General features: G+C 67.7%; 20 protein-coding genes and 1 tRNA gene. 10 read left to right on the top strand and 11 right to left on the bottom strand.

Annotated features, from left to right (window positions below):
• Positions 1 to 220 precede the first annotated feature (220 nt).
• The 5 genes from H3H55_RS28700 (at position 221) to H3H55_RS28680 (ending at position 8,475) form a co-directional block, all read left to right on the top strand.
• Positions 221 to 1,525 carry a TolC family protein gene (locus tag H3H55_RS28700; RefSeq protein WP_193101152.1) on the top strand — a complete coding sequence of 435 codons (1,305 nt, stop codon included), beginning with the start codon at positions 221 to 223 and terminating at the stop codon, positions 1,523 to 1,525.
• 26 nt (positions 1,526 to 1,551) lie between these two features.
• On the top strand, positions 1,552 to 3,021 hold the full coding sequence (locus H3H55_RS28695) for an efflux RND transporter periplasmic adaptor subunit (protein WP_193101151.1): 1,470 nt from the start codon (positions 1,552 to 1,554) through the stop codon (positions 3,019 to 3,021).
• Positions 3,022 to 3,158: 137 nt separating this feature from the next.
• The gene (locus H3H55_RS28690; protein WP_193101150.1) at positions 3,159 to 6,371 is read left to right on the top strand and encodes an efflux RND transporter permease subunit; all 3,213 of its coding nucleotides are present in this window, start codon (positions 3,159 to 3,161) and stop codon (positions 6,369 to 6,371) included.
• On the top strand, positions 6,371 to 7,054 hold the full coding sequence (gene irlR, locus H3H55_RS28685) for a heavy metal response regulator transcription factor IrlR (protein WP_193101149.1): 684 nt from the start codon (positions 6,371 to 6,373) through the stop codon (positions 7,052 to 7,054). Before H3H55_RS28690 ends, irlR begins: the two co-directional genes overlap by 1 nt.
• Positions 7,051 to 8,475 carry a heavy metal sensor histidine kinase gene (locus H3H55_RS28680; protein ID WP_193101148.1) on the top strand — a complete coding sequence of 475 codons (1,425 nt, stop codon included), beginning with the start codon at positions 7,051 to 7,053 and terminating at the stop codon, positions 8,473 to 8,475. The genes irlR and H3H55_RS28680 overlap by 4 nt, the downstream gene beginning before the upstream one ends.
• Positions 8,476 to 8,556: 81 nt before the next feature.
• On the opposite strand, the gene H3H55_RS28675 is transcribed toward H3H55_RS28680, so the two are convergent.
• A complete protein-coding gene (locus tag H3H55_RS28675; RefSeq protein ID WP_129516710.1) occupies positions 8,557 to 8,847 on the bottom strand; it encodes a DUF4148 domain-containing protein in 291 nt (96 codons plus the stop codon).
• A 64-nt stretch (positions 8,848 to 8,911) separates the two neighbouring features.
• Between H3H55_RS28675 and H3H55_RS28670 the strand changes: the two genes are divergently transcribed.
• Positions 8,912 to 9,379: a hypothetical protein gene (locus tag H3H55_RS28670; RefSeq protein WP_319022337.1), complete on the top strand. Its 468-nt coding sequence runs from the start codon at positions 8,912 to 8,914 to the stop codon at positions 9,377 to 9,379.
• Positions 9,380 to 9,596: 217 nt separating this feature from the next.
• On the opposite strand, the gene H3H55_RS28665 is transcribed toward H3H55_RS28670, so the two are convergent.
• Positions 9,597 to 10,757, bottom strand: a complete 1,161-nt coding sequence (locus tag H3H55_RS28665; protein WP_193101147.1) for a porin — start codon at positions 10,755 to 10,757, stop codon at positions 9,597 to 9,599.
• 317 nt (positions 10,758 to 11,074) lie between these two features.
• Between H3H55_RS28665 and H3H55_RS28660 the strand changes: the two genes are divergently transcribed.
• Positions 11,075 to 11,350, top strand: a complete 276-nt coding sequence (locus H3H55_RS28660) for a DUF4148 domain-containing protein (protein ID WP_193101146.1) — start codon at positions 11,075 to 11,077, stop codon at positions 11,348 to 11,350.
• Positions 11,351 to 11,416: 66 nt separating this feature from the next.
• Entirely contained in the window at positions 11,417 to 11,920 is a 504-nt protein-coding gene (locus tag H3H55_RS28655) for a hypothetical protein (RefSeq protein WP_193101145.1), read from the top strand.
• Positions 11,921 to 11,942: 22 nt separating this feature from the next.
• Here the strand turns inward: H3H55_RS28655 and H3H55_RS28650 are convergent, their stop codons facing one another.
• Positions 11,943 to 12,668 carry a ZIP family metal transporter gene (locus tag H3H55_RS28650; protein ID WP_048245314.1) on the bottom strand — a complete coding sequence of 242 codons (726 nt, stop codon included), beginning with the start codon at positions 12,666 to 12,668 and terminating at the stop codon, positions 11,943 to 11,945.
• A 182-nt stretch (positions 12,669 to 12,850) separates the two neighbouring features.
• A complete protein-coding gene (locus tag H3H55_RS28645; protein WP_193101144.1) occupies positions 12,851 to 14,146 on the bottom strand; it encodes an O-acetylhomoserine aminocarboxypropyltransferase/cysteine synthase family protein in 1,296 nt (431 codons plus the stop codon).
• Positions 14,147 to 14,294: 148 nt separating this feature from the next.
• Here H3H55_RS28645 and H3H55_RS28640 point away from each other — a divergent pair, with 148 nt between their 5' ends.
• Complete coding sequence (locus tag H3H55_RS28640; protein ID WP_193101143.1) at positions 14,295 to 14,963, top strand: O-methyltransferase; 669 nt, start codon at positions 14,295 to 14,297, stop codon at positions 14,961 to 14,963.
• Between the two features lie 36 nt (positions 14,964 to 14,999).
• Here H3H55_RS28640 and H3H55_RS28635 read toward each other — a convergent pair whose 3' ends face one another.
• The 5 genes from H3H55_RS28635 to H3H55_RS28615 form a co-directional block, all read right to left on the bottom strand.
• On the bottom strand, positions 15,000 to 16,301 hold the full coding sequence (locus tag H3H55_RS28635; protein ID WP_193101142.1) for an XAC2610-related protein: 1,302 nt from the start codon (positions 16,299 to 16,301) through the stop codon (positions 15,000 to 15,002).
• Positions 16,302 to 16,358: 57 nt separating this feature from the next.
• Complete coding sequence (locus H3H55_RS28630) at positions 16,359 to 17,504, bottom strand: DUF1176 domain-containing protein (RefSeq protein WP_193101141.1); 1,146 nt, start codon at positions 17,502 to 17,504, stop codon at positions 16,359 to 16,361.
• 284 nt (positions 17,505 to 17,788) lie between these two features.
• Positions 17,789 to 19,012 carry an RtcB family protein gene (locus H3H55_RS28625; protein ID WP_319022336.1) on the bottom strand — a complete coding sequence of 408 codons (1,224 nt, stop codon included), beginning with the start codon at positions 19,010 to 19,012 and terminating at the stop codon, positions 17,789 to 17,791.
• 62 nt (positions 19,013 to 19,074) lie between these two features.
• Positions 19,075 to 20,214: a slipin family protein gene (locus H3H55_RS28620; RefSeq protein ID WP_193101140.1), complete on the bottom strand. Its 1,140-nt coding sequence runs from the start codon at positions 20,212 to 20,214 to the stop codon at positions 19,075 to 19,077.
• Positions 20,215 to 20,471: 257 nt separating this feature from the next.
• A tRNA-Phe gene (locus H3H55_RS28615) sits at positions 20,472 to 20,542 on the bottom strand.
• Positions 20,543 to 20,879: 337 nt separating this feature from the next.
• Between H3H55_RS28615 and rtcR the strand changes: the two genes are divergently transcribed.
• Positions 20,880 to 22,499, top strand: coding sequence for an RNA repair transcriptional activator RtcR (gene rtcR, locus H3H55_RS28610; protein ID WP_193101139.1), 1,620 nt, complete (start codon positions 20,880 to 20,882; stop codon positions 22,497 to 22,499).
• Positions 22,500 to 22,568: 69 nt separating this feature from the next.
• On the opposite strand, the gene H3H55_RS28605 is transcribed toward rtcR, so the two are convergent.
• Both H3H55_RS28605 and H3H55_RS28600 read right to left on the bottom strand, forming a co-directional pair.
• Positions 22,569 to 23,159, bottom strand: a complete 591-nt coding sequence (locus H3H55_RS28605) for a nuclear transport factor 2 family protein (protein ID WP_193101138.1) — start codon at positions 23,157 to 23,159, stop codon at positions 22,569 to 22,571.
• Positions 23,160 to 23,243: 84 nt separating this feature from the next.
• The gene (locus tag H3H55_RS28600; protein WP_193101137.1) at positions 23,244 to 23,993 is read right to left on the bottom strand and encodes a class I SAM-dependent methyltransferase; all 750 of its coding nucleotides are present in this window, start codon (positions 23,991 to 23,993) and stop codon (positions 23,244 to 23,246) included.

Raw genomic sequence — 23,993 nt, 5'->3', positions numbered from 1 at the left:
CGCCTATGCCGATTCCCCGCACCGCTGCAGTCTTCCGTGCGGCCGTCGCGCCGCACGTTTACCGAATCCTCCTGATCGTCGACGCGGGACGCCGTTCCAGCGGGGTGCCGCACGCGTGCACGCAGCCGTGCCCAAGATGACGGAAATGTCATCTTCGCCTCATGTTCGCACTGCGGCCGGACCGTAGCATCGGTCGCAAACCGTTACCGCAGAACCGAACATGCTCAAGCTCACTCTCGCCGCGGCCATCGTCTTCGCGATGGCCGCGACAGCTCATGCGCAGCCGCCGCTGTCGCCGGGGCCGGCCCAGGCCCCGGCTGCTTCCGGCAGCGCACCGCCATCCGACGCACTCCCTGCCACGTCATTGACGCTTCCCGATGCGCTCGCGGTCGCGGCCCGGAACAATCCGGCGCTGCGCGGCGCGCGCGCGGACGTCGATGCGTCGGCCGGCGCGCTGATGCAGGCCGGCGCGCGCCCCAATCCCGAAGTGTCGTTCCTGCAGGAAGGCTTCAGCCGCGCCGAGCGCACGTCGACCGCGCTGATCAACCAGACCATCGAGCTGGGCGGCAAGCGTCGCGCGCGGCTCGACGTCGCGTCGTACGGACGTGAGTCCGCCAACGCATCGCTCGACGAGCAGGGCGCCGTCGTGCGCGCCGACGTGATCGCCGCGTTCTACGGGCTGCTCGCCGCGCAGCGCCAGCTTCAGGTCACCGAGGAATCGGCCGCGATCGCCGCGCGCTCCGCGGATCTCGCGGGGCGTCGCGCGCAGGCCGGCAAGGTGTCGCCGGTCGAGGCGACGAAGGCAAACGTGGCGGCGGCCGGCGTGCAGATCGAAGTCGTGACCGCGCGCGGTCGCGTCGAGGTCGCGCGCGAGAAGCTGAACGCGGTGATGGGCGAAGCGCGCGGCGATCGGCTCGCGGTGCTCGGCGACCTCGAAACCGTGCCGCCGGTCGAACCGCTGTCCGCGCTGAGCGCGCAGCTCGACGACGCGCCGCTCGCGCGGATCGCGCGCGCCGAGATGCTGCGCTCGAACGCGGCCGTGTCGCTCGAACGCGCGCGACGCATTCCGGACGTGACGGTCAGCGCGGGCGTGAAGCGGGTGACCACGGGCGGCGTGCCGGACAACCAGGCGGTGGTCGGCGTGTCGATCCCGATCCCGCTGTTCAACACGAACAAGGGCGCGCTGCTCGAAGCGACGCACAAGGCCGAGCGCGCGAATGCCGATCTCGATCGCGAACGCACGCGCCTGCGGCTGGAGCTCACGCAGGCATACGCGAATTTCGAGGCCGCCGAGCAGGAAGCGCAGCGGCTGAAGGCCGACATCCTGCCGGCCGCGCGGCTCGCGCTCGACGCGATGTCGCGCGGTTACGAACTCGGGAAGTTCAGCTTCCTCGACGTGCTCGACGCGCAGCGCACGCTGTTCCAGGGGCAGTCGCAATACGTACGCGCGCTCGCCGGCGCGCACGCCGCCCGTGCCGACATCGGCCGTCTCGTCGGCACGCCGCTCGCGGCCGTCGCGCGATAAGCGCCCCTCTTACCTGAAGGATCATCATGTCACGCAGCAGAATCATCGTTATTGCGGCGGCCGTGCTCGGCGCCGCCGGGATCGCGCTCGGCGCGCTCGCCGTCACGCGGGGCGGGAGCAACGCATCCGCGCCCGCGGCCGCCGAAGCCGCGCGGCCGGCCGATGGCGTCGGCGCGCGCGGCGGCGTCGTGCTGAAGCGCGGCAGGCTCGCCGTCGAGATCGTGATGACGGAAAAACCCGGCGACGCACGCCTCGTCGTCTATCCGTTCGTCGACGGCAAGCCGGCCGACAAGGGCGTGACCGTGTCCGGCACGCTGGTCCGCTACGACCGCACACATGAGCCGCTGCGTTTCGACGCGGCCGGCCAGAAGTTCGTGTCCGCGCAATCGATCGCGAAGCCGCACGTGTTCGATGCGACGATCGACATCAAGGCGGGCAACGACGCGGCGTCGTTCCCGTTCGCGCGCGCCGACGGCGCGATCGCGCTGACCGACGCGCAGTTGGCGACCTCGAAGATCGCGCTCGCGAAGGCCGGCCCCGCGCAGATCGCGACACCGTTCCAGTTGCCGGGCGAGATCAAGTTCAACGAGGATCGCACCGCGCACGTGGTGCCGCGCGTGGCCGGCATCGTCGAGCAGGTGTCGGTGTCGCTCGGGCAGAACATCGCGAAGGGGCAGGTGCTGGCCGTGATCGCGAGCACCGATCTCGCGGACCGGCGCAGCGAACTGCTGACGGCCGAGCGCCGGCTGTCGGGCGCACGCGCGACCTACGAGCGCGAACGCACGTTGTGGAAGGAGCGCATCTCGGCCGAACAGGACTACCAGCAGGCGCAGGTGCAGCTGCGCGAGGCCGAGATCGCCGTGCAGAACGCGCGGCAGAAGCTCGCCGCGCTGAACGCGCCGGTCGGCGCGGGCGCGCTGAACCGCTACGAGCTGCGTGCGCCGTTCGCGGGCACGATCGTCGAGAAGCATGCGACGCCCGGCGAGGCGATCGCCGCCGATGCCAGCATGTTCGTGATCTCCGACCTGTCGACGGTATGGGCCGAGATGGCCGTGCCGGCGCAACGGCTCAACGACGTGCGGGTCGGCCGCGACGCGACCGTCAGCGCGACCGCGTTCGAATCGCGTTCGAGCGGCCCGATCGCGTATGTCGGGTCCTTGCTCGGCGAGCAGACGCGCACCGCGCCGGCGCGCGTCGTGCTGCCGAACCCGGACGGCGTGTGGCGCCCCGGGATGTTCGTGAACGTGTCGGTCGACGCGGGCAGGCAGGGTGTGCCGCTCGCGGTCGCGAGCGACGCGCTGCAGGACGTCGACGGCGCGCCGTCGGTGTTCGTGCGCTCGCCGAAGGGGTTCGTCGCGCAGGCCGTCGAGACGGGGCGGCGCGACGAACGCGCGACCGAAGTGCTGAAGGGGCTCAAGCCGGGCCAGGAATACGCGGCGTCGAACAGCTTCGTGCTGAAGGCCGAGCTCGGCAAGGGGAGCGCGGAACATGAATGAGCGATACGCGCGTGCCGTTGCACGATTCGCGGCCCGAAACGTGGCCCGCCCTGCGGCGCGCAATACGCCCCTCCGGGTGACCGGCCGGGCGGCCCGTCCGGTGCGGGCGACCGTTCCCCGTTTCAAGGAATTCCGTCATGTTTGAGCGCCTGATCCGCTTTGCGATTGCGCACCGCTGGCTCGTGATGCTGGCGATCGCGGCCGTGGCCGCGCTGGGCGTCTTCAGCTACCAGAAGCTGCCGATCGACGCGGTGCCCGACATCACCAACGTGCAAGTCCAGATCAACACGGCCGCGCCCGGTTATTCGCCGCTCGAGGCCGAGCAGCGCATCACCTATCCGGTGGAGACCGTGATGGCCGGGCTGCCGGGCCTCGAGCAGACGCGCTCGATCTCGCGCTACGGGCTGTCGCAGGTCACCGTGATCTTCAAGGACGGCACCGACATCTATTTCGCGCGGCAACTCGTCAACGAACGCATCCAGGAAGCGAAGGACAAGCTGCCGCCCGGCATCGCGCCCGCGATGGGCCCGACGTCGACGGGCCTCGGCGAGATCTACCTGTGGACCGTCGAGGCCGACGCGGCCGCGCGCAAGCCCGACGGCACGCGCTATACGGCGGCCGACCTGCGCGAGCTGCAGGACTGGGTCGTGAGGCCGCAGCTCAGGAACGTGCGCGGCGTGACCGAGGTCAACTCGATCGGCGGCTACGTGAAGGAATACCGCGTCGCGCCGAATCCGGCGAAGCTGATGTCGTACGGGCTGACGCTCGCCGACGTCGTGCGCGCGCTGGAACGCAACAACGACAACGTCGGCGCCGGCTACATCGAGAAGCGCGGCGAGCAGTATCTCGTGCGCGTGCCGGGTCAGGCACGCACCGTCGACGACATCTCGAACATCGTGCTGACCAACGTCGGCGGCGTGCCGGTGCGGATGAAGGACGTCGGAGTAGTCGACATCGGCCGCGAGCTGCGCACGGGCGCGGCGACGTCGAACGGCGAGGAAGTCGTGCTCGGCACGGTCTTCATGCTGATGGGCGAGAACAGCCGGACCGTCGCGAAGGCCGTCGCCGCGAAGATGGAGGACGTGAACCGCACGCTGCCGTCCGGCGTGAAGGCGATTCCGGTGTACGACCGCACCGTGCTCGTCGAGAAGGCCGTCGCGACGGTGAAGAAGAACCTGCTCGAAGGCGCGATCCTCGTGATCGCGGTGTTGTTCCTGTTCCTCGGCAATATCCGCGCGGCGCTGATCACCGCGCTCGTGATTCCGCTGTCGATGCTGATGACCTTCACTGGCATGGTGAACGCGAAGGTGAGCGCGAACCTGATGAGCCTCGGCGCGCTCGACTTCGGGATCATCGTCGACGGCGCGGTGGTGATCGTCGAGAACTGCGTGAGGCGGCTCGCGCATGCGCAGGCCGCCGCCGGCCGGCCGCTCACGCGCGACGAGCGCTTTGCCGAAGTGTTCGGCGCATCGCAGGAGGCACGCCGCGCGCTGATCTTCGGGCAACTGATCATCATGGTCGTGTACCTGCCGATCTTTGCGCTGACCGGCGTCGAAGGCAAGATGTTCCATCCGATGGCCATTACGGTCGTGATGGCGCTCGCGGCCGCGATGGTGCTGACCGTCACGTTCATTCCGGCGGCCGTCGCGCTGTTCATCGGCGAGCGGGTCGAGGAGAAGGAGAACCGGCTGATGGGCTGGGCGCGGCGCGCGTACGAACCGGTGCTTGCCGCGTTCATGACGCGCCCGGCGCGCGTGATGATCGGCGCGGGCGCGATCGTGCTGGTCACGCTCGGGCTCGCCACGCGGCTCGGCAGCGAGTTCATCCCGAGTCTCAACGAAGGCGACCTGGCCGTCTCCGCGCTGCGGATTCCCGGCACGAGCCTGTCGCAGTCGGTCGAGATGCAGAAGTCGATCGAGAAGACGCTGAAGGCGCGCTTCCCCGAAATCGAGCGCGTGTTCGCGCGCACCGGCACGGCCGAAATCGCCGCCGACCCGATGCCGCCGAACCTGTCGGACGGTTACATCATGCTGAAGCCGGCCGACCAGTGGCCGGACCCGAAGAAACCGCGCGACACGCTCGTGCGCGAGATCGAGGAGGCGCTCGCCGAGCTGCCGGGCAACGCGTACGAGTTCTCGCAGCCGATCCAGCTGCGCTTCAACGAACTGATCTCGGGCGTGCGCAGCGACGTCGCCGTGAAGATCTTCGGCGACGACATGGCCGTGCTGAACCAGACCGGCGAGCAGATCGCGGCCGCGCTGCAGAAGGTGTCGGGCGCGTCGGAGGTGAAGGTCGAACAGACCACGGGCCTGCCGGTGCTGACGGTCACGCTCGACCGTGACAAGCTCGCGCGCTACGGCGTGAGTGTCGCCGACCTGCAGGACACGGTGGCCGCGGCCGTCGGCGGGCAGAAGGCCGGCACGCTGTTCCAGGGCGATCGCCGCTTCGACATCGTCGTGCGACTGCCCGACGAGCTGCGCTCGGACATCGAGGCGATCAAGCGGCTGCCGATCGCGCTGCCCGCACCGGCGGCCGGTGCCCGCGCGCCGCTCGCGGCGGCGCCGTACGTGCCGCTCGCGGAACTCGCGACGATCGACGTCGCACCCGGTCCGAACCAGATCAGCCGCGAGGACGGCAAGCGGCGCGTCGTCGTCAGCGCGAACGTGCGCGGCCGCGACGTCGGCTCGTTCGTCGCCGATGCGCGCGAGCAACTGCAGCAGGACGTGCGCGTGCCGGCCGGTTACTGGGTATCGTGGGGCGGGCAGTTCGAACAGCTGCAAAGCGCGAGCGAGCGCCTGAAGCTCGTCGTGCCGCTCGCGCTGTTCATGGTGTTCGTGCTGCTGTTCGTGATGTTCAACAACGTGAAGGACGGGCTGCTCGTGTTCACCGGCATACCGTTCGCGCTGAGCGGCGGTGTCGTATCGCTGTGGCTGCGCGGGATTCCGCTGTCGATCACGGCGGCGGTCGGCTTCATCGCGCTGTCCGGCGTCGCGGTGCTCAACGGTCTCGTGATGATCTCGTTCATCCGTAACCTGCGCGATGAAGGGACGCCGCTCGACGTCGCCGTGCGCGAAGGCGCGCTCACGCGGCTGCGCCCCGTGCTGATGACCGCGCTCGTCGCGTCGCTTGGGTTCCTGCCGATGGCGTTCGCGACCGGCACCGGCGCCGAGGTGCAGCGCCCGCTTGCGACGGTCGTGATCGGCGGTATCCTGTCGTCCACGGCGCTGACGCTGCTGGTGCTGCCCGTGCTGTACCGCGTCAGCCATGCGGTGTCGTGGCGCGCCGCGTTTCGCGGCGGTTTCGGCATGGGCATGCTGCGCCGGCTGGGTTTCTTCAAGGGTAATGCGTGATGCGAATTCTGATTGTCGAGGATGAACCGAAGACGGGCGCGTATCTGCGCAAGGGCCTGACCGAGGCAGGTTATGTCGTCGACTGGGTCGAGGACGGCATCACGGGCCAGCATCAGGCCGAGACCGAGGAGTACGACCTGCTCGTGCTCGACGTGATGCTGCCCGGGCAGGACGGCTGGACGTTGTTGCAGAACCTGCGGCGCAGCAAGTCGACGCCCGTGCTGTTCCTCACTGCGCGCGACGACGTCGGCGATCGCGTGAAGGGGCTCGAGCTCGGCGCGGATGACTATCTCGCGAAGCCGTTCGACTTCGTCGAGCTGACCGCGCGCATCAAGTCGATCCTGCGGCGCGGCCAGCCGCGCGATTCGAACACGCTGCGCGTGGCCGATCTCGAACTCGACCTGACACGCCGCAAGGCCACGCGGCAAGGCGACACGATCCTGCTGACCGCGAAGGAATTCGCGCTGCTGTGGCTGCTGATGCGCCGCGAGGGCGAGATCCTGCCGCGCGCGACGATCGCGTCGCAGGTATGGGACATGAACTTCAACAGCGACACGAACGTCGTCGATTCGGCGATCCGGCGCCTGCGTTCGAAGATCGACGACGCGTACGAACCGAAGCTGATCCACACCGTGCGCGGGATGGGCTACGTGCTCGAAGCGCGCAGCGGCGCGGCCGCATGATCGCGCGCCTGCTGCCGCGCACGCTGCGCGGACGCCTGACCGCGCTGATCATCCTGTCGACGTCGGTGATCCTCGCGTCGAGCGGCTTCGCACTTTACGAAGCGCTGAGCAATCGCGTCGAAACGACGGCGGCCGAGCAGATGGCCGGCATTTCCACGGCGCTGGGCGGGCACCTGGCCGACGCGCGCACGACGGCCGAGGTCGCGCGCAACACCGATATCTGGATCGACCAGCTGCACGGCCATCCGAACATGGATCTCGCGATCTACGATGCGGCGGGCACGCGCCTCGTCGGCACGCCCGGTTTCCGCCTCTATGCGCCGCTGCTGTCGATGGACGCGGGCCGCGTGCCGGTCGGCGTCGCGCCGCCCGGCGCGCGGCACCAGTATCTCGTGACGACCGTGCCGCTCGCCGGCGCGGGGGCGCCCGTGGTGCGCGTCGCGGTGCAGTACGACCGCAGCGCCGACGTACTGCTGTTGCGCACGCATGCTTATACGATCGTCGTGATCGAGGTGTTCGGCGTGGTGCTCGCGGCCGCGATCGCGTACGGCATCGCGGCGCTCGGGCTGAGCCCACTGCGGCGGTTCGCGGCGCGTGCCGAGCAGATGTCGTCGAGCCGGCTCGCCCATCCGCTGCCGGAACTCGATACGTCCGGCGAGCTGAAGGAGCTGGAGCATGCGTTCAACGGGATGCTCGCGCGGCTGGACGAATCGTTCACGCGGCTGAGCCAGTTCTCGTCGAATCTCGCGCACGACATGCGCACGCCGCTCACGAACCTGCAGGCGGCCGCGCAAGTCGTGCTGTCGCAACCGCGCAGCGCGGACGAATACCGGAACGTGATCGAGTCGAGCATCGACGAATACCAGCGGCTGTCGCGGATGATCGAGGACATGTTGTTTCTCGCGCGCTCGGAACAGGCCGGCACGTCGATCGACGTGCGGCGCTTGAATGCGGCGGAGGAGGCCGGGCGTGTCGCCGGCTACTACGAGTCGCTCGCGGAGGATGAGGGCGTGTCGGTGAAGGTCGACGGCCATGCGTGGGTCGATGCGGATCTGATGCTGTACCAGCGCGCGCTGAGCAACCTGCTGTCGAATGCGCTGACCTATGCGCCGCGCGGCAGCGTCGTGACGATCGACTGCGTGGAGCAGGGCGGCGCGACGACCATCGCCGTGTCGGATACGGGGCCCGGCATCGACGCGCAGCATGTCGGGCGGATCTTCGAGCGCTTCTATCGCGTCGATCCGTCGCGGCACAATTCGGCGTCGGGGACGGGGCTCGGCCTCGCGATCGTCCGGTCGATCATGGACAACCACGGCGGCGAATGCGGCGTCGACAGCGACCCCGGCCGGCGTACGACGTTCTGGCTGCGCTTTCCGCGGCGGCCGGCCGAGCCACAGCGGCCACCGGCCAGCGCCGCCTGACCCGCGGGCAGGCACGCCCGCGCGTTCGCCGTGAGGCGGCCGCGCGCGGCGCGCTGCCCGCGATTGGTTGCCGGCGCAACATCAGCGCTTGGCCAGGTCGTCGTGGTTGTCGGTTTGCGGCGCCTTCTCGCCGCGATGCACCGAAATCCCGTGAAGCTCCTTGTTGCGCGCGACCATCTCGCCGGTCGGCGGGTACTGCGTCTTGCCCGTCGGCACGACGCCTTCGTGCTGCGCCTGCTTCAGTTCGTTGACGACCTGCGTGCGGGTCTTGCCCTGCGTTTGCGTCTGCGACTGTGCAAACGCGGCCTGCGTGGCGAGGCCGAGCGACAGCGTGGCGGTGACGAACAGTGCTGCGAGTTTTGCGGTGTTCATTGAGTGCTCTCCTTGATCAGGGTCGCCGGGTGGCGAACCGTGGACCCAGTATGCGAAAGCAGCCGTGCGCCACCGTGATCGGGAGATGAAAAAAACGTCAGATTGCACGGCGGCGTGCGGGTCGCGCTCGATCGGCATGACGCAATCGTCATGTTCGCGTCATGGGCGCAATGAGCGGGAAGTGGAACATGAAGTCTGCCGATGGCCATCGCGGTCGTCGGCTTTTTCACCGCTCGCGACAGCAGCATCGAACGCGGGCGGTCCCGTTCAGACTTTCATTCCGGACCGAAAAGTGCATCGTCCCGCCATTCGCCTGTCTTTGATCGCAATCCTGATCGTCCCGTTGTTCGCGGGCTGCGTACCGACACGTTCCGATCCCGGCACGACCGTGTCGGCCGCCGCGCGCAAGCCGGTGCCGACCGACCTGATGCCGGGCGAGCAGATCGACTATGCCGGGCATCGCTGCGGCAATCCGAACCTGTACGTGAAGACGCATCCTTGCCTGTTCCCGCAACGCAATCCCGCACCGTGAGTGCCGGACCCGCGATCAAAAAAAAGCCCGGTACTCGACGAGTCCGGGCTGAACGCGTGATCGTGTCGTGCGACAGCGATCCGCTGCGTGGGTGGGAACGGGCCGTGCCCGTTACCGTTCCGATCGTAGCGGCACGACGCATCGTGAACCTGAGCGGAACGTGACATTTTCGTCACGCACGCACGCACGCACGCAGGCGCGCGTGCCGCCGTCTCGATCAGAACCGGTGGCGCAACCCGAGATTGACGATGCCTTGCGTGCGCGTGCCGCCGTAGCCATACGAGCCGATCGACGCCTGCGCCGTTTGCGTGCCGCCGTCGAGCGTGCGCTGTTCTCCGTTCGCGCGTTGCCATGCCCCGACCGCATAAAGATCGGTGCGCTTCGACAGCACGTAATCGGCGCCTGCGGACACCTGGTGATAGGTCGCGCTCGTATCGCCGCGGGCCCGTGTGTAGCTGTAGCCGACACCGACGAGCAGGCTGGGCGTCGCCTGATAGTTGAAGAAACCACGCGCGGTGTCGTACTTCTGCGTGCTGTGAAACGCGGACATCGCATCGGCCTTGTACAGCGCGTTGCTGTAGTCGACGCCGAGCGCGAACGGCGCGAAGTTGTAGCGCAGCGCGCCGCGCGCGATGCCGATCGATTTCGCGGAGAGGTAGCCGCCGTTGACCAGCGACCCGTCGAACGTTCCGTCGGAGGTGCCGTTCCAGTCGGTCCGGATCCCGTTGGCGAGCGATGAACGATTGGCCGCGTAGTAGTAGCCGCCGGCCACGTCGACCGGGCCGTTGCTGTACGACAGGCCGGCCGACCAGGTTTGTCCCGCGCCGCTCTTGCCCGCTACGCCGCCGAGCGCATACATGCCGACAAACTGGAATCCGCTGATCACGGGCGACGTGTACTTCACCGCGTTGTCGGTGCGTGACGACGTGTCGTAGTTGTCGACGTCGCCGGGCGTCGCGTAGACGCTGCCGAAGTAGAAGTCGCCGGTCACCGGCCACGCGACGTCGGCGAGCGCGTCGTACTGGCGGCCGAGCGTCAGCGTGCCCCAGCGCGCGCTTTCGAGACCGACGAACGCCTGCCGGCCGAACATCCGGTTGCCTTGCCCGAGCGCGCCGGTATTCGGATTGAAGCCGTTCTCCAGCGTGAAGATCACCTTCAGTCCGCCGCCCAGATCCTCCGAGCCTTTCACGCCGAAGCGGTTGCCGAGCAGATTGCCGTTGCCGAGGCCGACGAGGTTTTTGCCGTCCGCGTTGGCGTTCCACACATACGTCAGCGACGTATCGAACAGGCCGTACAGCGTGACTTCCGACGCGTGCGCCGCGTGGGCGGTCGCGAGCAGCGCACCTGACGTCATGACGAGCCGAACTGGAGTTTTCATGGAGTGTCCCTGAGGTTCAAGATGATCGTTCTTCCGTGCATCGGTCGATTCCTGCGTCGTGCCTGTGGCCTGCGCGCGGAAATGTCGCGAACGCGCTGGCGATTCTGGAAAGCGTTCGGATCGTGAAGGTGAGGGACAAATGAGAAAAATGTCATCGCGACGTCATGAGGAAATCGATTCATGCGTAGGTTCATTCGCACTGCGATGGAGTGCATGCGAAAACCGTGACGAAATCGTCATGCTGCGCTCACGATTCCGCACCGCCGCAGGATCAAAGTGAAGGCTCCCGTCACGGATACCCGCAAGGAGCGACCCCCATGAACATTCGGCGACCGATGATCGTTTTGACCGTTGCCGCGCTGTCGATCGCGGCCTTCTCGCAAGCCGCGGCCGCGCAAGCGAAGACGCGGCAGGAAGTGCGCCAGGAGCTGGTGCGCGCGCGGCACGACGGCGTGATCCCGAGCCCGAATCACGACTATCCGGCGAGCCCGGCAACCGTTGCGCGCAATCAGGAAATCCATCGTTCGACGGTGCATCGCGGCGAGAAGGCGCCGACGGTCGATGCGCACGACAACCGCTTCGCGATGCGTTGATCGTTCATTCACGGTCGATCGCGGTGACACCGCTCGGCCGTTTCCCCCTATGACAAGGAGCGCGCCATGCGCACTATCGCAACAGGAATCGTGTTTGCCGCCTGCTTGATGTCGACGGCGGCGATGGCGGCCGGCTGGCCGGAACGGGCGTTGTCGCACGCGTCGGCGCACGACGTCGGCAGCCGCGTGAACGAGCGGATGCGCTGCGAATTCGCGGCCGTGCCGGCAGGCGAGTGGAGCGCGACGTTCACGCGCGGCCAATGCGAAGTCGACAACGGCCGGCTGACGTTCGTGCCGGCCGACGCGGGCGGCGAGTCGAATGTCGCGGAGAAGCGGATTCTGCTGGGTGAAGTCCGTACCGCATCGCATCAGTCGCGCAAGCTGAAGGAACAGCTGCAGCTGACGACACGCGACGAAGTGATCGCGCTGAACGTGCTGACCGACGACGGCAGCCGCAAGTCGCGCGAACGTGCGATCGACCTGTGGGCCGCGCTGCGCAACGAGGGTGTCACGCCCGTCAACGGCACACGTTTCGTCGATACGTATCCGGCGGGCGCGACGACGTGGTAGCCAGCGCGCTGTCGCGCGCGGCTTACCCGGCCTTCACCGATCCTTCGATCAGGAAGAACACGATGAAGCCGATGAAGAAGGCGGCCGTTGCGAACGGCGTCTCAGGCACTTCGTGCGCTTCGACCAGCAGTTCCTCGGTGACGAGGTACAGCAGTGCGACGGTACCCAGCCCCAGCAGCGCCGCGTAGATATTCGCCGGCAGCCCCGCGAACGCCGCGTTGCCGGCCACGGCCGCGATGCTCAGCAGTGCTGCGAGCGCGACCGGCACGACGATCGACAGCGTGCGGCCGATGCCGGCCGCCGCGAGCGCCGCGCTGACCGACAGCGCGAGGAACAGCACTTCAAGCGTCAGCGCGACGGTCAGGATGATGCCGCTTTCGTCACTCGCGGAGAACGCGATGCCGAGCACGAGGCCGTCGACGACGAGGTCGATCGCGGTGACGATGATCAGGCTGAAGGGCAGGCGCGCTTCCTCGAAGCGCGTCTCGATCGCGCCGGACAGCGCGCGGATCGCGAGCATCAGCGCGATGCCGAGCACGAAACCGACGACGACCGGAAACAGCGCGTGCGCGCGGTCCTGCGGCAGCAGTTCAAGCGCGGCGGCCGCGAACACGATGCCGCCGGTGAAATGCTGGATGACGCTCGACGTCTTCGGGCCGGGCGCGCGCCATGCGGCCGCGAGTGCGCCGAAACAGGCCGCCAGCACAGGCGGTAACGTGAGCAGCGCAAGCTTCGCGGTCGGTGTCATGTGGCCTCGGGCAGTGGGCGGGCCGCAGCGGGCGTACTGTCCTGCACCTGATGCGTCGCGCGGTTCGTACGCGCCGGGCGATGCCCCGGCGTCAACCGGGGATTGAACACCCTGAAGCCGCTCCAGGGTCAAGGCTTTTGATGAGAGGGGCGCGCGCCGGCCAGCCCGCGCGCCCGTTCCGGTCAAAGCTGCGCGAGCGCCTGGTCGAGATCGGCGAGCAGGTCGTCGATATGCTCGATGCCGATCGACAGCCGCACCGTTTCTTCCTTCACGCCGGCCTTCGCGAGTTCGGCCGGCGACAGTTGCCGGTGCGTCGTCGACGCCGGATGCGTCGCGAGCGACTTCGTATCGCCGATGTTGACGAGCCGCGTGAACAGTTTCAGCGCGTCCTGGAACTTCGCACCCCCATCGCGGCCGCCCTTCACGCCGAACGTCAGGATGCCCGGTGCGCGGCCCGACAGGTAGCGCGCGACGAGCGGATGGTCGGGATGATCGGGCAGGCCGGCATAGTTCACCCACTCGACGTTCTCGTGGCGCGCGAGATGCTGCGCGATCTTCAGCGCGTTGTCGCTGATCCGTTCGACGCGCAGCGCGAGCGTCTCGATCCCCTGCAGGATCTGGAAGGCATTGAACGGCGAGATCGCCGCGCCCATGTTGCGCAGCGGCACCACGCGCGCGCGGCCGATATAGGCGGCCGGCCCGAATGCTTCCGTATAGACGACGCCGTGATAGCTGACGTCGGGTTCGTTCAACCGCTTGAAGCGGTCGGCGTGCTGCGCCCACGGGAACTTGCCCGAATCGACGATCGCGCCGCCGAGGCTCGTGCCGTGCCCGCCGAGATACTTCGTCAGCGAGTGCACGACGATGTCCGCGCCGTGCTCGAACGGGCGCAGCAGGTACGGCGACGGCACCGTGTTGTCGACGATCAGCGGGATGCCGTGTCGATGCGCGACTTCCGCGAGTGCGGCGATATCGGTGACGTTGCCGAGCGGATTGCCGACCGATTCCGCGAAGATCGCCTTCGTGCGCGCATCGATCAGCGGCTCGAACGATGCGGGGTCGCGCGGGTCGGCGAAGCGCGTCGTGATCCCGTATTGCGGCAGCGTATGCGCGAACAGGTTGTAGGTGCCGCCGTACAACGAACTCGCGGACACGATGTTGTCGCCGGCTTCGGCGATCGTCTGGATCGCATACGTGACGGCGGATTGCCCCGACGCGAGCGCGAGCGCGCCAATGCCGCCCTCGAGCGCGGCGATCCGCTGCTCGAGTACGTCCGTCGTCGGGTTCATGATCCGCGTATAGATGTTGCCCTGGACCTTCAGATCGAACAGGTCGGCGCCGTGCTGCGTGTCGTCGAATGCGTACGCAACGGTCTGGTAGATCGGTACCGCGACCGCGCGTGTGGTCGGGTCGGGGCGATAGCCGCCGTGCACGGCGATGGTTTCGAGACGCCAGTTCGAAGAGGCCTGATCGGTCATGGGTGCTCCGTTTGTTGTTGTGAAGGTCGAGAGTCCGGCTGTCCGGCGATTATAGGAGCACGTGCGCTGCTGTCCTTAGAACGAATGGTTTGTTGCTTATGGGTTCGCGGCGCATAGAATGCCTTTTTCCGCAGACTAGGGGTGCGCGATGGATCAGGATCAGTGGAACCAGGTGGATGCGTATTTCTCCGCGACGCTCGTGCCGTCCGACGACGCGCTCGACGCCGCGCTCGCGGCGAGCGACGCGGCCGGGCTGCCCGCGATCAACGTCGCGCCGAACCAGGGCAAGCTGCTGCAGCTGCTCGCGACGATCCGCGGCGCGCGGCGCATCCTCGAAATCGGCACGCTCGGCGGCTACAGCACGATCTGGCTTGCGCGCGCGTTGCCGCAGGGCGGCACGCTCGTGACGCTCGAGCTGAACCCCGAGCATGCGAAGGTCGCGACGCAGAACATTGCGCGTGCCGGGTTCGCGGAGGTCGTGTCGGTGATCGTCGGCAGCGCGAAGGACAGCCTCGCGCGGCTCGTCGACGCGGGTGAGCCGCCGTTCGATTTCATCTTCATCGATGCCGACAAGGACAACAACCCCGTCTATCTCGACGCGGCGCTGAAGCTGTCGCGGCCCGGCACGGTGATCGTCGTCGACAACGTCGTGCGCGGCGGGCGCGTGGCCGATCCCGACAATCGCGAGTCCGATGTGGTCGGCGTGCGCGACGGGTTCGCGCGTCTCGTGGCCGAGCCGAAGCTCACGACGACGGCCGTGCAGACGGTCGGGCAGAAGGGCTGGGACGGGTTCTCGATCTCGATCGTCGGCGCGTGACGTGACGGCGGCACGCCCGTGCGGGCGTGCGTCGCGTTAGTTCTTGTCGGGATTCTCGGCGCTGCACTGCTCGGGATCGTCGCTCAGCACGATGCGGCGGATGCGGCCGTTGTCGTAGAACGGCACGTCGGGGCAGAACTTCATGCCGGCACGGGTTTGCGTACGCTTCCACGTGACCTTCTCGGTGCGCACGAGCGTCGGCGCGTGGCCGGGCGTGCCCGGTTTCCAGATGTCGATATACACACGCGTCATGGACGGCGAATCGCTCGCGTCGCAGCCTTTCGGGTTGCCCAGCGTCGAACGCAGCCCGGTGCCGGTCTGTTCGATGCGCTCCGGAAACTCGATATAGCCGTCGCCGTAACCGGGTATGACATAGCAATAGCGGCGCGTGGTCCCGTCGAGTACGGGCAGCATGTAGCTGCTGGCCGAATCGATTTCCTTCACGTCGTTGCCCTGCCAGCGGTAGGTCGTCACGCCGTGCTCGCAGCAACTCGCGCGCCAGCTCGTCCAGATGATCCGGTGCACGGGATCGAAGTCCGGCGACGTGATGTCCTGCAGCCCTTGCGGAGCATCGGCGAAGCGCCGCGTCTTCAGGTCGAAGATCCACGTCTGGTACGGAATGTTCGGGCCGGCACCCATCGATTGCGCGAGCATCAGGTCGGGCCAGCCGTCGAAGTTCACGTCGGCGAATTCGGGCGTGAACAGGTTGCAGGTGCCTTGCGAATCGGTCTGCAGCGTTTGCACGACGCGGCCGTGATCGTACAGGCGGATCGCGCTGACGTGCGGCACGTCGTTGCATGATCCGCTATCGTCCGGCAGCTTGTCCGCAACGAGGCGGATCTCGTAAGGAAACGGCCGGCCGTCGCGTTTCGGCGCAAGCGACACAGGCAGCGCGCGCTTGCCGTCCGGCGACGCCCACGTGCCGGTCGCCGTGCCGTCGAGCGACGCGACGCGCCATGTGCCCGTCGTGCGATCGGCATCCGTCTTCGCGCCGATGTCGCGTTCCGACAGCGTCGCGCCGTGCGCATCGAGCGACCCCTTCAGCGCCAGCCGATAGCGTTTGTCCGACGCGCAGGGCGCGTAGCAGTACCAGCCGGATACCGTGTCGGCGACGCGCGACAGCGATACGTCGACGTGCCGGCTGCCGATCGTGCCGGTCCAGTTGCGCGACCAGAACGGGATCTCGACCGAATCGTCGGTGCTTGCCGCGTGAGCCGGCGCGAACGCGAATGCGGTGACGGCGACAAGCACGCACGAAAGCGCGAAGCGCCAGCCGAGCGTGCGCTGCGTCGCGGTCGCGGTTGCGGCGCGCGACGCGTTGATGGACGGGAGATGCATGGGGCGGCCCCTCGGATTGTTGTGTTTTTTTCGGTGCGTATCGGCGCGATGCGCGCGTCAGCGGTTTCCTGTCGCGTCGGCCCGGCGATACAGGCGCGGCCATTGATCCTGGAACAGGCCGTTGCATGTGGCGTGCGTGGCGATGTCGTCGAGCACGAAGCGTCGGCCGTCGAAGATCCATGACGCGGTCGAGCCGCAATCGCCGGCACTGCGCAGCCTGACCTTGCTCGACAGCGTCGCGTTCGCGGAATCGTAGCCGGCCTCGGTCAGTTCGTTCGCGAACGACGCCGAATCGAGGCCCGCGTTCGCGTTCTCGCCGAAATTCATTGCCGTCGGCGCGTACGGCGCGGTACGTCGCACGCGGTACCACAGGTCGGTGTGGTTATACATGCTGCTCGTCTGGCACGGTATCGCGACGAGCGCTTCGTCGGCCGAGATCGCCACGGCGCGCGACATCTTCCTGCGATCACCGGCCGACATCTCGTCTTCGACATCGGCCGCACATTGCTTCACGTCGCTGGCGAATTTCGCGAGCACCGCGTCGACGAGCGGGCGCTGCTCGGTGGCCGACAGGTCGGCGACGGGCGGCGCCGGCGCGATGGCGGGCGGCAGTGCCGGCGCGGCCGGCACCGACGACGCGGGCCGGGTGCCGGGGCGCAGCAGCGCGGTGACCGTGCCGACGCGGCCCTGCGTGTCGTCGATCAGCAGCAGCGCGGCATTCAATCCCGACAACGGCGTGGGGGCGGTTTGTGCCGACGCCGGATCGCCGAAGCTCAGCAGCTGCGCATTGCGCGCCGCCGCGAGCCACGCGGCAACCGTGGCCGGATCGCTCGTCCGGATCCGGAACGGGTGCACGTCGTCGTTGGTCTTGTCGCCGGATGCATGCCATTGTGCCGGCATCGCATCGAACGGGCGGCCGTCGACGCGGGCGGTGCGCAGGTCCAGCGGTGCCGACGCGAAGATGTCGAGCGACGCCTGTGCGTCGGGGCCGGCATCGCGCGTCACGCGCAGGATGAGGCTGGTGCGTGCATCGTCGATATCGTCGGCGTGGCTTTCGGCGATGCAGCGGTTGCCGTTGTCGCAGACGACCGACCAGCTCTTGAAGTCGCGCTCGACTGGCGGCCGCGCGAGCGGGCGAGCCTGCGCGGCGAGCGAGGAAGTAACGAGGAGGGCGGCGAGGGCGAGCGAAAGGCGGTGCGACATGACGGTTCGTATCGGCTGTGAATGGGCGGGCGGAAGACGTCGGACTGCAAGCGCATCGTCAGCAAGCGGTGCACGTCGAGTGCGGCGGCGCGTGATGCGGCGCGCTTTGGCGAACGAGACCGAGTATACCGCCGCAACGGGTCGCGACCGGCGCGGCGATGTGCTGTGTGCGGGCACGTACGTTTCTTGACGGCAGCGGGCCGGGCGTACGCACAAGTAAAAACGGCGCGATGCCCGCAGGCACCGCGCCGTTCGTTTTTTCACCGACTGTCGACCACGTCGCGCTATCCCTTCACGCACACCACCTGACGCAGCGTATGCACGACTTCGACGAGGCTGCGCTGGGCCGCCATCACCGCGTCGATGTCCTTGTAGGCCATCGGGATTTCGTCGACCACGCCCGCGTCCTTCCGGCATTCGACGCCTTGCGTCGCCTTCACCTGGTCGGCGGCCGTGAAGCGGCGTTTCGCTTCGGTGCGGCTCATCGTCCGGCCCGCGCCGTGGCTGCACGAACAGAAGCTTTCCGGGTTGCCGAGCCCGCGCACGATGAAGCTCTTCGCCCCCATCGAACCCGGAATGATCCCGAGCTGCCCCTTCTGCGCGGACACCGCACCCTTGCGCGTCACGAGCACGTCTTCGCCGAAGTGGCGTTCGCGCTGCACGTAGTTGTGGTGGCAGTTCACCGCGTGCTCGTCGACCGCGAACGGCTTGCCGATCACGCCGCGCGCCGCGCCGATCACCGCGTCCATCATCGCCTGCCGGTTGCGCCGCGCGTAGTCCTGCGCCCAGCCGACCGCTTCGACGTAGTCGTCGAAGTGCCGGCTGCCTTCGGTGAAATACGCGAGGTTGCGGTCCGGAAGGTTCGCGATGTGCTGCCGCATGTCGGCCTGCGCGAGTTCGATGAACAGGCTGCCGATCGCGTTGCCGACGCCGCGCGAGCCGCTGTGCAGCATGAACCACACGTGGTCCGCTTCATCGACGCACACTTCGATGAAGTGGTTGCCGGTGCCGAGCGTGCCGAGATGCGCGTAGTGGTTCGTCTTTTCCAGCTTCGGATACTTGTCGACGATCCGCTGGAAACCCGGCAGCAGCGCTTTCCACGATTCCGTCACGGCGGCCGGCGTGCGATCGCCCCACGCACCCGGATCGCGGCGGCCCGGCGCGCGGCCGTGCGGCACCGCGCGTTCGATCGCGCTGCGCAGCCCGGCGAGCGAGTCCGGCAGGTCGGACGCCGTCAGCGTCGTGCGCGCGGCCATCATCCCGCAGCCGATGTCGACGCCGACCGCGGCCGGAATGATCGCGCCCTTCGTCGGAATCACGCTGCCGATCGTCGAGCCCTTGCCGAGGTGGACGTCCGGCATCACCGCGACGTGGCGGAAAATGAACGGCATCTGCGCGGTGTTGCGCAGTTGCGCGCGCGCTTCGTCCTCGACGGCAACGCCTTGCGTCCACATTTTCACCGGCTTGCCGTGCGCCAGTTCCATCAACTGATAATCCATGTTGCTCATCTGCTTCACCCGATTCGTTCATTCGTCCGGCGCGGCACCTCAATGCCGCGCCGTTTCATGCATTAAGCGCCCTTGATGCTGACGAGTCCGTTCAGCACCTGGTCGAGACCGCCGAACACCGAGATGCGGTCGATCCGTTCCGCGACGCGCTCGAGCGTTTCCAGCTCCTTGAGCCGCAGCGCGGTCGGGTTTTCTTCCATCACCTTCGCGGTGTTCAGCAGCGAACGCGTCGCCGCCGTTTCCTCGCGGCGGCGAATCACGTTTGCCTGCGCGGCCTTTTCCGCTTCGACCACCTGCGCGAGGATCGTCTTCATGTCGCCCGGCAGCACGATATCCTTCACGCCGACGCTGCGCACGTCCACGCCCGAGTTTTCGAGGCGTGCACGCACCTGTGCGATCACGACGTCGTCGATCGACTGCTTGTCCTCCAGCAGCTCGTCGAGCGAGCGCGTGCCGACGGCCGCACGCAGTGCGAACTGCAGCTCGCGATACAGGTGTTCGACCGGCTTCTGCAACTGGCCGAACGCATGCAGCACGTCCGCATAGCACCACGTCGCCGACAGGTTCAGCCGCAGCGCGACCTTGTCGCGCGTCAGGATTTCCTGCCCGCCGACTTCGAGCGCCTGCACGCGCAGGTCGACGAGTTCGACCGCGACGTCGCGGTTGAAGCGCCAGAACGCCGACACGCCCGCGTCCAGCAGCCGCTCGATCTTGCCGTCGATCTTCAGCACGCCGACGTGGTACGCCGGCACCTGCGCCAGCAGCACGCCAGTCAGCCCCGCCACGCAGCGCGCACGCAGCGCCGGTTGCACGATGCGCTTCACGAGCGCGGCCGGCAGCGTGCTGTTCTGCGCGAGATCGACGCGTTCGAGACGGTGCGTGCTCAGGCCGCGCCAGTACAGACGGCGCGTGCCCGGTGCGAGGATCTCGACGAGCACGTCGTCTTCATAGCGCAGGCCGGCTTCGTCGTCGGCGAGATCCATCGCGACGAAGTATTGCGCGAGCACGTCCTGCGCATCGTGACGCAGGTAGTCGGCCAGCGCCTCGTCGGCGAGCGGCGCGTCGAGACGCGCGGTCTGCACCGACAGGCGCTTGAACGGATCGAAGGCCTTGAACACGCCCGGTTCCAGCACCTTCACGAAATCGCCCTCGCTCATCAGCAGCGCGCGTTCGTTCTTTTTCACTACATGACGCTTCCACATATTCTTGTCCTTTTTTTAAATGACCGCCGGGTGACGCGCATCGTGCGAATCGCGGTGCGACGCAATCGGGCGGGCGGCGCGGGGCCGGCACGGGTGCGGCACGGCAACGCATCCTGCCTCGCGTCGTCGTGCGCATTCGCGCGGGCCGTCCGGCCGCCCGGCCGATCGCGCGGAACCGCAACCGGTCCGACGCGCGGCGGGCCTTGCGGCCCGCACCGGCGGGTACTGCTTCCATCAAAAGACTGTCCTTGCGGACAGCGTTCGAGCGGGATTCGAACCCGCCACCGGCCGGCTTTCGCCGGCTGCTCGACCTATGAGCTTCCGAACAGCGGGCGCCCCGGGATTCGAACCCGGACGTGGCATGCCTCGCGCGCCCCTTTGCCTTCATCTGTCCATGGCGGCATGCGCTGCCGCGACGAACGAGGTTCGGCGGCGGCGCACCAGCAGGGCTTGGTGAACCCTGGCTCGCGGGCCAGCGGGACATCCGGCGCCTTCTACTTAGCGAGGAGCGTGCCAGCGGGCGTGGCGGCGCTCGAAAAATTTCTTAATCGTTTGAAAGTAAAGGGAAATTGAGTTTTCGGGGTGGGTTCGCGACGGCCTTGCCAGTGCAGGGCGATCGAGAAAATCCGATACAATCAGATCGCCTCTTATCCCATGAGATAAACATGCGAAAGACCGTCGCAATCGGTTTTCTCGGCACGGTGCTCGACCAGGGCGGCCGCGCGCCGCGCCGCTACAGCAAATGGCGGCCGACGATCTCGCTGTGCGAGCAGCCCGACCTGCCGGTCGACCGGCTCGAGCTGCTGCATCCGCTGAGCCACACGCGCCTCGCCGAACAGGTGCGGGGCGATCTCGCGCGCCTGTCGCCGCATACCGACGTGCGGCTCACGCCGATGACGATCCACGATCCGTGGGATTTCGAGGAGGTGTATGCGACGCTGCACGACTACGCGCGTGCATATCCGTTCGACCTCGATCACGAGGATTACCTGATCCACATCACGACCGGCACGCACGTCGCGCAGATCTGCTGGTTCCTGCTGGCGGAAGCGCGCTACCTGCCCGCGCGCCTCGTGCAGACGGGGCCACCGCGGCAGACCGACGAAGGGCCGAGCGGGCCGGGCACGGTGTCGGTGATCGATCTCGACCTGTCGCGCTACAACCGGATCGCGCAGCGCTTCACGCGCGAGCGCGACGAAACGGTGTCGTTCCTGAAGGCCGGCATCGCGACGCGCAACGCGCGTTTCAATGCGCTGATCGAGCAACTGGAGCGCGTGGCCGTGCGTTCGCGCGCGCCGATGCTGCTCGTCGGGCCGACGGGCGCCGGCAAGTCGTTTCTCGCGAAACGCGTGTACGAGCTGAAGCGCGGCCGCCATCGGCTCGCGGGGCCGTTCATCGAGATCAACTGCGCGACGCTGCGCGGCGACGCGGCGATGTCGACGCTGTTCGGTCACGTGAAGGGTGCGTTCACCGGCGCGCAGTCGGCGCGCGCGGGGTTGCTGCGCGCGGCGGACGGCGGTTTGCTGTTTCTCGACGAGATCGGCGAACTCGGGCTCGACGAGCAGGCGATGCTGTTGAAGGCGATCGAGGAGAAACGCTTCCTCCCGGTCGGCGCGGACGTCGAGGCGTCCAGCGATTTCGAGCTGATCGCGGGCACGCACCGCGACCTGCGGCAGATGGTGGCGGCCGGCACGTTCCGCGAGGATCTCTATGCGCGGATCAATCTGTGGACGTACGAACTGCCGGGGCTGGCCGAGCGGCGCGAGGACATCGAGCCGAACCTCGAATTCGAGCTCGACCGGTTCGGCCGCGAGCAGGGCGAGCAGGTGCGTTTCAACGTCGAGGCGAAGCGGCGCTATCTCGCGTTCGCGGCGTCACCGCGCGCGGCGTGGGCAGGAAACTTTCGCGAGTTGTCCGCATCGGTCACGCGGATGGCGACGCTGGCCGATGCGGGGCGGATTACCGAGGATCTGGCCGAACAGGAAGTCGAGCGGCTGACGCGCACGTGGTCGTTACCGGGCGTCGCGGGGGCATCCGACACGTGCGTCGACGCGGTGTTCGGTGCGCGTGCGGCGGAACTCGACCTGTTCGACCGCGCGCAGCTTGAGCGCGTGCTCGACGTGTGCCGTGAGTCGGCGAGTTTGTCGGAAGCCGGGCGCACGCTGTTCGCAGTGTCGCGGCAGAGCAAGAAGCAGCCGAACGATGCGGACCGGCTGCGTAAGTATCTCGCGCGGTTCGGGCTCGATTGGGAAGGCGTGCGGCAGGTGCTCGACGCGGCGCGTTAAGCGCGGCGGCGCGGATGCTGCGTGATGCCGGAAGATTCCGCACGCACGCACGCACGCGTGCGGGGTGGGTTATGCCGCTGCCGCTGCCGCCGCTTGCCGGAACGGCGCCAGAAACGCCCAATCCGGCTGCGCTGCCGCGACATCCGCCAACCCGCGCGCGAACGCATGCACCGGCAGCCACGGATACCCGAACGACGCATGCAGCACGTCGAGCTTCGACGACCGCGGATCGTCGATCGTATCCATCCGCGCGATATGAATGTGCAGCGCGGCGATCCGCGCCACGTCCTCAACGTCGCACGCGAACTGCCAGCGGTACGCGCCATGCCCGATCCGCAACGCGCCGTTGTCCTTCTGCCGCATCACGACGAGCCACGGCATCGTGCTGACACCATGCGCGTCGACGGCCGGTTCCGTGCAGAGGTAATAGGTCCGGCATCGCTCGAACCGCTCGCTGAATTCCTCGACCAGCGTGCGCGCAATGGCCGCCGCGCCCGCCACGCGCGGCGGAAAATCGATATCGTCGTTCGCAAGCGAAAAGCTCAGCTCGGCATCGGCCGCGAAGCAGTCGGCGATCAGCGCGGGTCGGTTCTGGTCCTTCGCGCGCAGATAGCATTCGAGCAGCGCGCGAACCGGCGCGGGATCAAGCGGGAAGGGCATGGTCGAGGCTCCTTAATCGGGAAATCGGGCCGCACGCGCGGTGGATACGCGGAACGTTGCGGGCTGACGTAAACGAACGCGCACTCATGCACGGCAGATCGCGATGATCTCCGCGCTCGTCGCGTCGTCGAACGGTGCGCGTTGCCAATCGCCGTACCAGTCGGCCGACGAGAATCCGGCGGCCGCCACGCGTGCCCGCAGTTCGGATTGCGCGATGAAACGCAGTCGGCTCGTGTTCGTCAGCTGCGATTCGTCGCGGCGGAAGCGGTAGTGCGTGTCGAACGTCACGATCGCGCCGTCGACCGCGCTCACCGCATGATGGAGATCGACGACGCCGAATTCGCGCGATTCGACGCTGCATGCCGAATGCTCGGGCGTCCACGCACGCCACGGCGCGACGCGCGGGTTGCGCGTGTCGAACAGGAAGCGGCCGCCGTCGGCGAGCACGCGCCGCACGCCGCGCAACGCCGCGTCGATTGCGTCGTCGGTCAACAGGCACTGGAACGCGTGCCCGGTCATCACGACCGCGTCGAACGGCGCGCAGGTCGACAGGCCGTCGAGTGCGCATGCGTGCCAGCGCACGGCGTCGGCACCCGGCTGGCGTCGTGCGTAATCGATCATCGCCGGCGCGGGATCGATCGCGACGACGTCGTGCCCGGCCGCCGCGAGCCGGCGCGCGAACGTGCCGGTGCCGCAACCGAGATCGAGAATGCGTTGCCGCGCGACGCCGATGACGGATGCGTAGAACGCGAAGTCGTGATCGCCCGCATTGAACAGGTCGTAGACCGCGATGAGGCGCGAATCGGTGTAGAGGCGGTCTGCGTCGGCGGACAT

The sequence above is a fragment of the Burkholderia sp. Z1 genome (genome assembly GCF_014893795.1).
GTDB classification, from domain to species: domain Bacteria; phylum Pseudomonadota; class Gammaproteobacteria; order Burkholderiales; family Burkholderiaceae; genus Burkholderia; species Burkholderia theae.
This window is presented reverse-complemented; position numbering and strand designations above follow the sequence as displayed.